13 protein-coding genes are annotated in these 13,017 nt (G+C 37.7%); 8 read left to right on the top strand and 5 right to left on the bottom strand.

Going from position 1 to position 13,017, the window contains the following annotated elements:
• Positions 1 to 327: 327 nt before the first annotated feature.
• Positions 328 to 1,407 (bottom strand): AI-2E family transporter, encoded by a 1,080-nt coding sequence (locus J2S13_RS08550; RefSeq protein ID WP_307257317.1) that lies wholly within the window; start codon positions 1,405 to 1,407, stop codon positions 328 to 330.
• A gap of 319 nt (positions 1,408 to 1,726) precedes the next feature.
• Between J2S13_RS08550 and J2S13_RS08545 the strand changes: the two genes are divergently transcribed.
• Entirely contained in the window at positions 1,727 to 2,917 is a 1,191-nt protein-coding gene (locus J2S13_RS08545; RefSeq protein ID WP_307257316.1) for a glycine C-acetyltransferase, read from the top strand.
• Positions 2,918 to 3,224: 307 nt separating this feature from the next.
• The gene (locus J2S13_RS08540; protein ID WP_307257315.1) at positions 3,225 to 4,181 is read left to right on the top strand and encodes an L-threonine 3-dehydrogenase; all 957 of its coding nucleotides are present in this window, start codon (positions 3,225 to 3,227) and stop codon (positions 4,179 to 4,181) included.
• 229 nt (positions 4,182 to 4,410) lie between these two features.
• Here J2S13_RS08540 and J2S13_RS08535 read toward each other — a convergent pair whose 3' ends face one another.
• Positions 4,411 to 5,769, bottom strand: a complete 1,359-nt coding sequence (locus J2S13_RS08535; protein WP_307257314.1) for a YjiH family protein — start codon at positions 5,767 to 5,769, stop codon at positions 4,411 to 4,413.
• Between the two features lie 398 nt (positions 5,770 to 6,167).
• Between J2S13_RS08535 and ilvA the strand changes: the two genes are divergently transcribed.
• Positions 6,168 to 7,427 (top strand): threonine ammonia-lyase IlvA, encoded by a 1,260-nt coding sequence (gene ilvA, locus J2S13_RS08530; protein WP_307257313.1) that lies wholly within the window; start codon positions 6,168 to 6,170, stop codon positions 7,425 to 7,427.
• Positions 7,428 to 7,749: 322 nt separating this feature from the next.
• A complete protein-coding gene (locus J2S13_RS08525) occupies positions 7,750 to 8,037 on the top strand; it encodes a DUF4282 domain-containing protein (protein ID WP_307257312.1) in 288 nt (95 codons plus the stop codon).
• Positions 8,038 to 8,234: 197 nt separating this feature from the next.
• Here J2S13_RS08525 and bshB2 read toward each other — a convergent pair whose 3' ends face one another.
• From bshB2 to pdxK, 3 genes are all read right to left on the bottom strand, one after another.
• Positions 8,235 to 8,918 (bottom strand): bacillithiol biosynthesis deacetylase BshB2, encoded by a 684-nt coding sequence (bshB2, locus tag J2S13_RS08520; RefSeq protein ID WP_307257356.1) that lies wholly within the window; start codon positions 8,916 to 8,918, stop codon positions 8,235 to 8,237.
• 48 nt (positions 8,919 to 8,966) lie between these two features.
• A complete protein-coding gene (locus J2S13_RS08515) occupies positions 8,967 to 9,314 on the bottom strand; it encodes a YojF family protein (protein WP_307257311.1) in 348 nt (115 codons plus the stop codon).
• A gap of 182 nt (positions 9,315 to 9,496) precedes the next feature.
• Entirely contained in the window at positions 9,497 to 10,312 is an 816-nt protein-coding gene (pdxK, locus tag J2S13_RS08510; RefSeq protein ID WP_307257310.1) for a pyridoxine/pyridoxal/pyridoxamine kinase, read from the bottom strand.
• A 233-nt stretch (positions 10,313 to 10,545) separates the two neighbouring features.
• Here pdxK and mobA point away from each other — a divergent pair, with 233 nt between their 5' ends.
• From mobA to J2S13_RS08490, 4 genes are read left to right on the top strand one after another with little or no spacing between them, the layout of a single operon-like run.
• Positions 10,546 to 11,151 (top strand): molybdenum cofactor guanylyltransferase, encoded by a 606-nt coding sequence (gene mobA / locus J2S13_RS08505; protein ID WP_307257309.1) that lies wholly within the window; start codon positions 10,546 to 10,548, stop codon positions 11,149 to 11,151.
• 12 nt (positions 11,152 to 11,163) lie between these two features.
• The gene (locus J2S13_RS08500; RefSeq protein ID WP_307257308.1) at positions 11,164 to 11,622 is read left to right on the top strand and encodes a molybdenum cofactor biosynthesis protein MoaE; all 459 of its coding nucleotides are present in this window, start codon (positions 11,164 to 11,166) and stop codon (positions 11,620 to 11,622) included.
• A complete protein-coding gene (moaD, locus tag J2S13_RS08495) occupies positions 11,619 to 11,852 on the top strand; it encodes a molybdopterin converting factor subunit 1 (RefSeq protein WP_307257307.1) in 234 nt (77 codons plus the stop codon). The genes J2S13_RS08500 and moaD overlap by 4 nt, the downstream gene beginning before the upstream one ends.
• A 51-nt stretch (positions 11,853 to 11,903) precedes the next feature.
• A complete protein-coding gene (locus J2S13_RS08490; RefSeq protein ID WP_307257306.1) occupies positions 11,904 to 12,920 on the top strand; it encodes a thiazole biosynthesis adenylyltransferase ThiF in 1,017 nt (338 codons plus the stop codon).
• The last annotated feature ends 97 nt before the right edge of the window (positions 12,921 to 13,017 follow it).

Here is a 13,017-nt window from a genome sequence, read left to right as displayed (position 1 = left end):
TTTATATACAAAAAACGTGGAAAATAAGCATAAAGTGAAACTTCATTCGGTGGGGGTTTCTTCATCCCCCTGAATTTATCGGACCTTTAGGGGCAGTTATCCTCTACCTATCTTCTTTGTTTCCAAATCATTTTGAGGTGGAGGTTTTACTGCCCGTTAAGTCGGGATAAACTCAGGAAAATGTGTAATTACTATAATTCCGAATCGGAAACAGTGCGAAAGTACATAGGAAATAGTCATATCCCCCTAGAAATAACCAAAAGCTAAAAAACAAAGCAGTGGATGTCTCGAAAGCACTTCGAAACATCCTCCTGCATCCTCTAAAAATTATACTTCCTTCACGGCAGCTTCCTTTATTTTGTTTCTTAGCTTATATATATTAATTATGACGGTTTTGGCTACGGCATATGTAGGAATAGCCAAAATAATTCCCCAGATTCCGGCGATATTTCCCGCAGCTAAAATTAAGGAAATTACGGTAAGCGGGTGAATATTCAAAGCTTTTCCCATCACATTTGGCGAGATTAAATTACTTTCAATTTGCTGAGCCACGAGCATCACAATCGCAACGTATAGAACCATTTGTGGTTCCTGAATCCATGCAACGAATATGGCGGGGGTTACGGCGAGATATGGGCCTAGAAAAGGGATGACGTTTGTTAACATCCCGAAAAAGGCAAGGATAAGGGAATAATCTAAATCAATGATTAAATACCCAATATATAACATGACCCCGACACAAAAACTAACAAATAATTGCCCCTGTATATAGGCTGTTAATGTATAGTCGATATCCTTTAATGTATTCTTAACCCAAGGTCGATTCTTTTCTGAGAAGAATTTCGCAATAAAGGGAACGAATTTTTCACGATCCTTTAACATATAGAAAAGGAAAAATGGAACAAGAATGAGGATAAAGACTACCCCAAATAGACTCTGCACGAATGAGAAGGCCCAGCTTCCAAGGGAAACAGCAATATTTTCAAAATTGCTAGCGAAGTTCTGAATGGATTCCATAGCAAAATCAGGTAATCTTTCCCGATTAGCTATGATGTAATTAACCCCACTTTCAATCGTTTCTGCCATAGCAGGGATATTTTTCACCAATCGCAAAAACTGTTTCTCCAATACCGGACCAATGATCGTAATCAAAATCCATAAGAAGGAAATCAAAAGCAAGAATACAAGTAAAATCGCTGGGGATCTTGGAATTTTCCATGATTCTAACTTTTTAACAATCGGCCGGCATATGTAAAATAAAACACCTGAAACGAGTAACGGTAAAAATATTGTTTGAATTAAAACAAGCAGTGGGTGTAGCAAATCATTAATCTCTCTAAAAAGTTTAATAATAATCAATAGGAAGATGATTGCTACACCTAATTGAAACCATCTTTTTTTCGTCATAAGTACAGAATGCCTCCATTTAATAGTCCTCTTCACATTATACAAACATTTCCTTGTAATGAAAAATCATGTGTGCCGATTAATTCAAAAATTTCTAACAGAAAGAATAAAACTCGGGTCTATTTTGGTCATGAATAATCGCCATTTTGTGAGCCATTTGTCGTCTTAAAAAACTAATTTTTTTGGGGGAATAAAAAAGATGTCCTCCACATATAAACATTTAGGACCTATTGTGGTATAATCTTATTAAGTAATGCACAAATGGAATTATTTGTGTCTTTGTAGTAAGGACATTTGTCAACATATAGGAGGTAGGGATATGTCTAGTAAAACATTAGTTCAGTTTTTAACAAAAAACTTAAATGAATTACGAAATCAAGGATTATATAACGAAATTGATCCGGTACAAGGTCCCAATGGTCCAATCATTCAAATAGATGGAAAACGATTAATCAACTTATCTTCAAACAACTATCTAGGCCTTGCAACTGATGAACGGATGAAGCAAGCCGCTATTATGGCAATTGAAAAGTATGGAGTCGGTGCGGGAGCCGTTCGTACCATCAATGGTACATTAGACATTCATGTTCAATTGGAGGAAAAATTAGCGGAATTTAAAGGGACAGAAGCGGCCATTGCTTATCAATCTGGTTTTAACTGTAATATGGCCGCCATTTCAGCTGTAATGGATCAACATGATGCGATCCTTTCCGATGAGTTAAACCATGCCTCTATTATTGATGGCTGCCGATTATCAAAAGCGAAAATTATTCGTTACAATCACTCTGATATGGATGATTTGCGGATGAAAGCTAAAGAAGCGACAGAATCTGGTCAATATAACAAAGTCATGGTGATTACAGACGGAGTCTTTTCTATGGATGGCGATATTGCGAAACTTCCAGAGATCATAGAAATTGCCGAACAATATGATTTGATCACATATGTGGATGATGCCCATGGTTCAGGTGTTCTTGGAAAAGGGGCTGGAACGGTCAAACATTTTGGCCTGTCTGATAAAATTGATTTCCAAATTGGAACATTGTCTAAAGCCATTGGTGTGGTTGGAGGATATGTGGCAGGGCGTAAAAAATTAATTGATTGGTTAAAAGTGCGTTCACGTCCATTTTTATTTTCAACAGCCTTAACGCCTGGGGATACTGGGGCGATTATTTGTGCCCTTCAACTACTAATGGAAAGCACAGAACTTCATGATCAACTTTGGAAAAACGGTGATTATTTAAAACGAGGATTGAAAAAATTAGGATTTGACATCGGAAATAGCGAGACTCCCATTACTCCATGCATTATTGGGGAAGAGAAGAAGACACAATTATTTAGTAAGCGATTATACGAAGAAGGTGTCTATGCCAAGTCGATTGTATTTCCTACCGTTCCAGCAGGTAAAGGGCGAGTTCGTAATATGCCGACTGCAGCTCATACGAAGGAAATGCTGGATGAGGCATTAGCGGCTTATGGAAAAGTAGGGAAGGAAATGGGGATTATTTAATCCTTTTTGAGAAGTGGTGCAAAAAAGTGCGGGAAATATGCATATATAATGGAAAATGTTCAAATACACAGTGAATAAGCGCAAAAAAGCCGATAAGTAGTTCAAAACCTCTTGGGAAATGATCAAAAGAGCGTGGGAAATAGTCAAATCAAGAAAAGCCTAAAAAGAGGAAGCTATTTTTTGCGAAAGACATCGACAGAACAGATGCTATGTGGGAGATGAACAACAAACAGCAACATCTCATTTTAAAAAAATACACAGTCTTTTTTCATTGACATCAAGAATGAAAGATATGGGGGAATTTTAAATGAAAAAGATTTTGGTAACCGGTGCTTTAGGTCAAATTGGTTCCGAACTTGTGATGAAGTTAAGAAATGAATATGGTCGTGACCAAGTGATTGCAACGGATATTCGTAAGCTTGATAATCATGTGACAAATTGCGGTCCATTTGAAACTTTAGATGTGACAGATAGTCAAAAAATGTTTGAATTAGCAAAGAAATATGAAGTGGACACGATTATGCACTTAGCGGCTTTGCTTTCCGCAACAGCTGAGAAAAAGCCGTTATTAGCTTGGAATTTGAATATGGGTGGGCTTATCAATGCATTGGAAGTTGCTCGTGAACTACAATGTCAATTTTTTACACCGAGTTCCATTGGTGCATTTGGCCCTTCAACACCCAAAGATCAAACACCACAAGATACGATTCAACGTCCTATCACGATGTATGGTGTAAATAAAGTATCAGGTGAGTTACTTTGTGATTATTACTTCCACAAATTTGGGGTCGATACTCGTGGCGTACGTTTTCCTGGATTAATTTCCTATGTAACCCCACCAGGTGGAGGAACGACTGATTATGCTGTTGAAATCTATTATGATGCCGTGAAGAAGGGGCAATATACATCTTTCATTGGTCAGGGTACTTATATGGATATGATGTATATGCCAGATGCGTTACAAGCAATTATTCAGTTAATGGAAGCTGATGGAAGTCAACTTCAACATCGAAATGCGTTTAATATTACTGCCATGAGTGTGGCACCTGAAACGATTGCAACGGAAATTCGAAAACATATTCCACACTTCAAACTACAGTATGATGTCGATCCTGTTAGACAAAGTATCGCCGAAAGTTGGCCAAACTCGATTGATTGTGCAGTAGCTCAAAAAGAGTGGGGGTTTCAACCTCAATATGATTTAGCAAAAATGACCAAAGATATGTTGCAAAAACTACAAGAGGGAACGCGAGAAGCGGTTTAATAGAAAAAAGCCTAACGGAGAAGATTAGCTTCCGTTAGGCTTTTCTTTTGGTTGGAAAACTTAAAATTTAGAACTGTGGATCACCCTTTAAAACGTCTAGCGAATTCCCCCATTTTCTCCCTCCGATAAGTCAACATCAGCTCGTGGACTACCTCGCTTTTGTTTCCTTTATCTCAGTCTAAACTTGCGAAATCCGTACGTCGATGGTCAAGGTGCATCCGCTTTTGTTCTAAAAAATCCAATGGGCAATTAGGACAATAATTGGCAAAGTAATCACCGTTCTAATTAAAAAGATGAAAAATAAATCTTTCATATTGACTGGGATTTTTGATCCTAATAACAACCCACCAACTTCGGACATATAAATCAATTGTGAAACAGAGAGACAAGCAATGACGAATCTTGTTAATTCACTTTCTATTCCAGATCCGATGATAGCAGGTAGAAACATATCTGCGAACCCAACAATAATCGTTTGGGATGCTTGTTGAGCTTCAGGAACTTGCATAAGTTCTAACACTGGTACAAATGGAGCGCCAAGCCATTGAAATATCGGCGTTTGTTCTGCGATGATTAAAGCTAAAGTTCCCATCGCCATGACGATAGGGGCTACTCCCATCCACATATCTAACACATTTTTTACTCCATCTTGAATAACAGCTGTAATATGTTTGTTTTTTTCCGCTTGTTCCAGTGCTTTTTTGAATCCATAGCCTACCGATGTGTATCCAGCAGGAATTTCATCTGGGTTTTTGCTAGCTTCTTTTCCATTAAAATACGAATTCTCTTTTCTTGATAGCGGAGGGATTCTAGGTGTGATGATTGCTGCCACAATCCCTGCAAAAGTAACAGTTAAATAAAATGGAACAAAATAATCTGCTAATCCAACTTCAGAAATGACAACTAAACTAAAGGTAATGGACACAACAGAAAAAGTAGTACCTACAATCGCTGCTTCTTTTTTAGTGTAAAATCCTTGTTCATATTGTTTACTTGTAAGTAAAACCCCGATCGTCCCATCCCCAATCCAAGAAGCTAAACAGTCAATCGAAGAACGACCGGGTAATTTAAATAACGGTCGCATCACTTTTGTTAACAGAGCACCGAAAAATTCAAGTAGTCCAAAGTTTAACAGTAGCGGTAAAAACATTCCCGCAAATAAAAACACAGAAAACAGTATAGGGAGCAAGTCAAATAACAAAGTACCACCTGTAGAATCTGCATAAACCCATTCAGGCCCAATTTTATAAAACGTCATAATGGCAAAAATCGCTCCAAGGAGACGAATCAGAAACCAAATAGGGGAAACATCGAATAATGCAATGAGAAAAGGATACTTCATTAGAAAGTTTGGTTTAAATACTTTGATGACAATTGACCCGAATATCGTTAACAAAATGATAAACGTCATGATTGCTGGGATCGAATCACCTAAAACCTTCTGCAAAAATCCTGAAAAGATCGCAATGGGAATGGTTACTCCATCCTTTAAAGGAATCGGAATCATAAAAAGGGTAATCCCAATAAGAGATGGAATAATAAATAATAATATATTTTTAAATGATACTTTTGTTTCGCTATGATTCATTTTATATCACCTCGATAAACAATACATAATAACCGAATAATTATTAATGATTATTAATTTTAATACAAATATATATAAAAATCTATTGTTTTTTCAATTTAAAATAATACAAAATATTCCGTAAACTATATTGTTCTTTATTTGAAAAATAGATGAATTGCGACATGGTGATTTTCCACTATATAATAATGGGAATACACAACTTTAGGGGGAAATAGGGAGGCGACTTGATATTTTTAATTAAAATTATTTCCATATAAAGGGGGATACACACCCATTGCATAGCTCCCTTTTTCTTTTTTTATAATGTAATCGTTATCATTGATTTTAACTATTTGAACATCATCTGTAGTATGATAAAATTATTCTCAAAATTCAAAAAAGTTAGGGGCGTAAAAATGAGTAAAGCACTCGCAAAGGTAAAAGTTGAAGACATCGTTGTAGCTAATCAAGCATTAAAAGATGTAGTAGTGAAAACACCTTTACAGAAAAATGAACTTTTATCACAAAGATATGGTTGTAATGTGTATATAAAACGGGAGGACTTACAAATTGTAAGATCATTTAAATTAAGAGGAGCCTATCATTTTATTCATAGTTTATCAGAAGAAGAAAGAGAAAAAGGGGTAGTATGTGCAAGTGCCGGCAATCATGCACAAGGGGTTGCCTATTCCTGTCAACATCTTGGGATCCAAGGAAAAATTTTCATGCCATCGACGACTCCAAGACAGAAGGTTTCACAAGTGAAGTTATTTGGCGGAGCAAATGTGGAAGTGATTTTAACAGGCGATACATTTGATGATTCTTATGCGAAGGCGTGCGAGTGTTGCAAAAATGAGGATATGGTATTTATTCATCCTTTTGATGATTATCGAACGATTGCTGGTCAGGGAACGGTAGGAATTGAAATTATGAATGACAGTCAGGAGCCGATTGACTATGTTTTCCTCGCTATCGGTGGCGGTGGCTTGGCTTCTGGAGTCAGTTCATATGTAAAGAGCATTAGTCCGGACACAAAGATAATTGGGGTAGAGCCAGAGGGCGCCTCAGGAATGAAAACATCTATTGAACAAGATCGAGTAGTGGCCTTAGATAAAATTGATCCTTTTGTAGACGGGGCAGCGGTGAAACAAGTAGGTGATATTACATTAGATATTTGTAAAGATTTATTAGACGATATCGTCATTGTCCCAGAAGGTAAGGTTTGTACAACGATTTTAAAGCTATACAATGAAAATGCGATTGTGGCAGAACCAGCAGGAGCTCTTCCAATTGCAGCTCTTGATTTTTATAAAGATCAAATTAAAGGAAAAAATATTGTCTGCGTATTAAGCGGAGGAAATAATGATATCGGTCGGATGCAAGAAATTAAGGAACGGTCTTTAATTTATGAAGGGTTAATGCATTATTTTATTGTCAGCTTCCCGCAACGCGCTGGGGCATTACGTGAATTCATGCATGAAGTTTTAGGAAAAGATGATGATGTGACAAGATTTGATTATACGAAGAAAAATAATCGCGATAAAGGTCCTGTTCTCGTTGGAATTGAGTTGAAACATCGAGAGGATTACTATCCATTGATTGAACGGATGAATCTGAAAGGTTTTCCTTATATTGAAATTAATCATGACCCGTTTTTATTTAATTTATTAATCTAATTGTTTAGGGGGTAAGAAAGGGTGGAGCTAATAATTATAGCTCTGCTCTATTGCCACTACCTCTTTTTTGTTTCTGATAAAGTGAAACTTCATTTAGTAGGGATTTTCTTCATCCCCCACTGAAAGTTAGTTGAACTTATCGGACCTTTAGGGGCAGTGATCGTCCACTTATCTTCTTTATTTCCAAATCATTTTGAGGTGGAGGTTTTATTGCCCGTTAAGGCGGGATAAATTTACAAGATGTACAAAATCGTTCTAACTACCATTTTCTCCTCATAAGCTAATGGTGTCTTTATATTTCTACTAGAAAGGGGAGAAAAATGTGAATCGTTTTTTGAACTTTGACACTATGATTACCCCGACATTGATTAAGCTATTGTTTTGGATTGGGGTTATTTTTTCTGTTATTTCTGGGTTGGCAATTATTTTTGCAGGGATAGCTGCTCCATTTGGTGGTGGAATGGCGGTTTTATCCGGTTTAGTGACAATGGTTGCAGGTCCTTTGCTTACACGAGTCTATTGTGAGCTATTAATTGTTTTCTTTAAAATGCATGACACATTAAAAAATATTGAGGGAAGTTGGAGTGGCTACCGAAAAGTCGATGAATGAACAATTTGATAGGAATGATGGAGAGGGAGCGCCAAAATATTTGGCGCTCCCTATTGTTTTTACTTTTGAATTGTCATGTTCTTTGTGGATGTGGGAATTCTTCTTGTGATTTACGTATTTCCCATGCACTTTCACATTCCCCATGAATATTTGCACTATTTCCTCGATTTTATGCAGATCTTGAATGACTTATCCTGTTATTGAACAGCATCCCTTTCCCATTGATAGCTCCAAAACCGTTCAAAGAAAATTCTTTGGATGATGGCGGGATCTTGTTGTTTGAGCCCCTGCTCCCATTCTTTTAGCAACCAGGCAGTTTGGGAAATATGAGCTTTCATGGCGCCCAATTTCTGCTCTTTAAAAGCGGAAATATCATAGATGAAATTAGGTTCTCCTAGTTCTTGTTCGCAATTATTGGAAAAGGCGACACAATGTAATTTTGGACGTTGGCTTTCTTTTAGTTGTCTCACCGCTCTAACGACGGCACGTCCTGTTGCTTCATGATCTGGATGGACAGAATAACCTGGATAAAAGGTAATGATGAGCGATGGATGAAGCTCTTGTATTAAGTCTGAGACTAACTTTGTCATCTTCTCATCGCTTTCAAATTCAATCGTTTTATCACGTAAACCCATCATTCTTAAATCTTTAATTCCCATTGCTTTTGCTGCTGCTAGTAACTCTTTTTTTCGAATGAGTGGCAGAGATTCACGAGTGGCGAAAGGGGGATTCCCAAGATTTCTTCCCATCTCCCCTAGTGTTAAACAAGCATATGTGACAGGTGTCCCGTTCGCTATATGGCTGGCAATGGTGCCTGAGACACCGAAAGCTTCATCATCAGGGTGTGGAAAAATAACGAGGACTTGTCGTTCTTTTTCAATCTTCATCTTTCATTCTCCCTTCAATTCTTTGCGATTTCTTGGGGGGTATTATTCAAATGGTGTCCGGCTTATTTGCAAGGCAACAGCTAACTTTCCATCATAGTCATGACCAGCCATTAAAAATCGACCTAAATCATCTATTTCAAAATGGGTTAATCCTTCCGCATAGACCCAGCCAATTTCTAATTTTAAACCGACACGGAAAGGACCTTCTCCAACAATTTTTCCATGCTCATATTGGATTTTTGCATTTCGGATATAGGCCCCTGCTGAGAAAAATTGTTCATTGAAATGAGCAGCATAGGCTCCATTTGTTGTTTCTAAATGAATAAATACATCTTCTTTAGCAAATTGATTTAAATAAGATTGAACCTTTTCCTTCACAATTGGCTCCATAAAAAATGTCCTCCTCAGAGTACTACAAGTGTTTTCTGTTTTTATTTTACTAAAATTATAAAATGAATGCGAAGTCCATGCTTTATTGAGGGAATAGCGGGAGAGGTGAATGTCGTAAATTTTGGGATCCTTTTAAAAAGGGGTCTCCTTCGCAAATGAGACCCCCTTTGATGAATGATTTTTTATTCGTTTTCTGTATGGAATATATTATAGGCACCATGCATGACCGGGCCAACTAATGAATTTAATGGAAACGCATGGCGGATTGCGGCATGGACAAAGGTTTTAGCATTTTCTGCAGCTTCTTTCGCCGTTTGCCCATTAGCTAAATTGGCTGTAATGGCAGCAGCAAACGTACAACCAGCACCATGATTATAGTTTGTATCAATTTTTTCCGCATCCAATATCGTAAAATCTTTTCCATCGTAAAATAGATCGATGGCTCTTTCATGTTGTAATCGGGTTCCACCTTTAATGACAACGTTTTGAACACCAAAGTCATATATTTTCTTTGCTGCTTCTTGCATATCTTCAATGGTGCGAAGTGGGGCCACTTGTGCCAAATGGCGTGCTTCAATTAAGTTTGGTGTTACAATGGTTGCTTGTGGCAATAATAAATCTCTCATTGCATCTACGGTTTCTGGATGAAGAACTTCTGCTTCCCCTTTACATACCATGACAGGGTCAATTACCACTTTATTTAATTTGTAATTTTTAATCGCTTTTGCAGCAAGTTCAATAATTTCTACTGATCCGAGCATTCCCGTTTTCACTGCATCAATTTCAGTGGAGAAAGCTGTTGCTAATTGTGCTTCAAGAGTAGAAAGTGGAATGGGATGGACACTATGTGACCAATTATTCGGATCCATTGTCACAATCGTTGTTAACGCCACCATTCCATATACTTGATGCTCTTGAAATGTTTTTAAATCTGCTTGCATACCTGCTCCGCCACTAGTGTCAGAGCCGGCAATTGTTAAAGCTTTTTTCATAGACATAAATGAAATTTCCCCCTTTAGTTTACTACAGTAACTTTTTTCTTTGTTATAAGAATATAACAATATACTCATAAAAACAAATAGGGAAAATCCGATTTGAAAATCCCAATGACAGTGGCATTTTTGAGTTCTATGCATCCGCTTTCCTAACAACAAGTAACTTGTTTGTATATGAGGAAAGGATAAGATATATTCAAAAGTAAGGATTAAATAAAGCAAGGAGAATTTATGGAATGAATGCGTCAGTCTTTATTTTAGCTGGTGGGCAATCGAGACGAATGGGGAGAAATAAAGCCTTATTGCCATTAGGGAATGAGACCGTAATGGAGCGATTAATATCGGAGTTTCGCCCCACTGCCTTGGAAATAGCCTTGTTAATAAATGAAAATGGGTATACTGAATGGGATGTTACTCAATTTAAGGATGAACCGCCTTATCAAGGTTGTGGTCCACTTGCAGGCATTTATACCGCATTGAAACATACGACATCAGATTATAATTTATTTATCGCATGCGATATGCCGTTTGTTACGAGGGAAGTTGGCGAATGGATGATCAAGCAATTACATAATTCGCAAGCGGATGCCATCATCCCATATGAGGATGAAAAGCCGCATCCATTATTCGCTACCTATCATCGCCGCTGTATAGACCAGGTGAAAGCACAACTTGAAGATGGAAACTTTCGAATAAAGAGCTTTTTAGAAAAAATAAAGATTATGCGATTTGATAGATGTGATCTGCCTTTTTGTTTGCAACAAAACTTTGAGCAAATTTTTTGGAATATGAATGATAAAGAAGCGTATGAAAAAGCAAAAGAAATGATGAATAGAAGTTGAGGGGGACGAGAAATGTATAAAATTACAGATGAACCGATTCAAACAAATGATGTAGTGAATGCCGTTATTCGTCCAGAAGCGGGTGCAATTGTTACTTTTTTTGGAACTGTGAGGGAGTTAACAGCAGGGAAGCGAACTCTTTATTTACAATATGAAGCATATCAATCTATGGCGGAGAAGAAGCTGCATCAAATCGGAGAAGAAATATCGCAAAAATGGCCAGATGCTCGCACGGCTATTATTCATCGAATTGGAAGACTTGAAATATCTGATCTAGCGGTGGCGATCGCTGTTTCCACTCCTCATAGAAATGATGCATATGAAGCAAACCGCTATGCGATCGAAAGAATTAAAGAGATGGTACCAATTTGGAAGAAGGAACATTGGGAAGATGGTCAAGAATGGATTGGAAATCAACAAGGGACAAAGGAATATCGATCAGGGAAGCCTGAGAAAGGGGATTTAACTTGAATAAGGTATTATTTTTTGCCCATTTAAAAGAAGAGGTTGGAAAAGAGAAAATAGAGATAGATGGAAATGGAAAAAGCATAGCCGATTTAAAAGTAAGGGTTGAAGAAGAGTATGGACTCACTAATTTGAACTCTGTGATGACGGCGGTTAATGAAGAATTTGTATCACATGATTATGTGATTCAAGAGGGTGATGTGATTGCTTTCATTCCGCCAGTTAGTGGTGGATAATGGTAAATATTGTTTTTTTTAAAAAATTAAAAAGTACAAAAGGGTGTTACGATGGAACGTTATTCAAGACAAATCCTATTTCCGCCAATTGGTGAGGAAGGTCAATTACAATTAGCCAGGAAGCACGTCTTAATCGTTGGGGCAGGTGCTTTAGGATCTAGTATTGCCGAGATGCTCGTTCGATCGGGTGTTGGGAAATTAACGATGATTGACCGTGATTATGTAGAAGCAAGCAACTTACAGCGGCAGCATTTATTTAGTGAGGAAGATGCAGAGATGAGGTGGCCCAAAGCAGTGGCCGCAGAAAAAAGACTTAGTGAAATCAATTCCTCTGTTGAAATAGAAGCAATAGTGGGGGATGCAGATGCTGTGAAGTTAGAGCAGTTAGCTCCCACCATCGATCTGATCATGGACGGAACAGATAATTTTGAAACAAGATTTGTCATTAATGATATTTCTCAAAAATATAAGATTCCTTGGGTGTATGGGGGATGTGTCGGTAGTTATGGGATGAGTTACACGATTATACCTGGGAAAACTCCTTGTTTACAATGCTTATTAAAAAATATTCCTATGCAAGGGATGACATGTGATACGGTTGGGGTGATTAGTCCTGCTGTGCAAATGGTGACCTCCTACCAAACAGCAGAAGCATTAAAAATCTTAACAGGCCATACGGAGGAGGTTCGCCCAACGTTTGTAAGTTTTGATTTATGGCGAAATGAGCATATTGCGATAAAAGCGGGGGGATTAAAAAGCGAAGATTGCTTATCCTGCGGTTCTCATCCCCAGTATCCCTTTTTATCTTATGAAACCAAAACAAAGACAGCTGTTTTATGTGGAAGAAATACAGTGCAAATTAGACCCCCAAAAGGAACAACTTATTCCTTACAGCAGCTCGCATTACGTTGGAAAAAGGCAGGGTTTGAGGTAAATGGAAACCCTTATTTACTATCGGTGAAAACTGATGATGGCCATATGATTCTCTTTCAAGATGGACGTGCCCTAATTCATGGAACAAACGATGAAATAAAGGCCAAAAAAATATATCAAAGTTTGATCGGGTAAATATAAAAGCGGAGGCGACTGCCCAGCTGCGACAAGCAAAAGCCGAGCCCTGAAAGAAGGCGTCCTTTGCCTTCTGTAAGGGATTGTCTTTTGACCT

Origin of the sequence: Oikeobacillus pervagus (genome assembly GCF_030813365.1) — a bacterium.
Classification (GTDB): Bacteria; Bacillota; Bacilli; order Bacillales; family DSM-23947; genus Oikeobacillus; species Oikeobacillus pervagus.
This window is presented reverse-complemented; position numbering and strand designations above follow the sequence as displayed.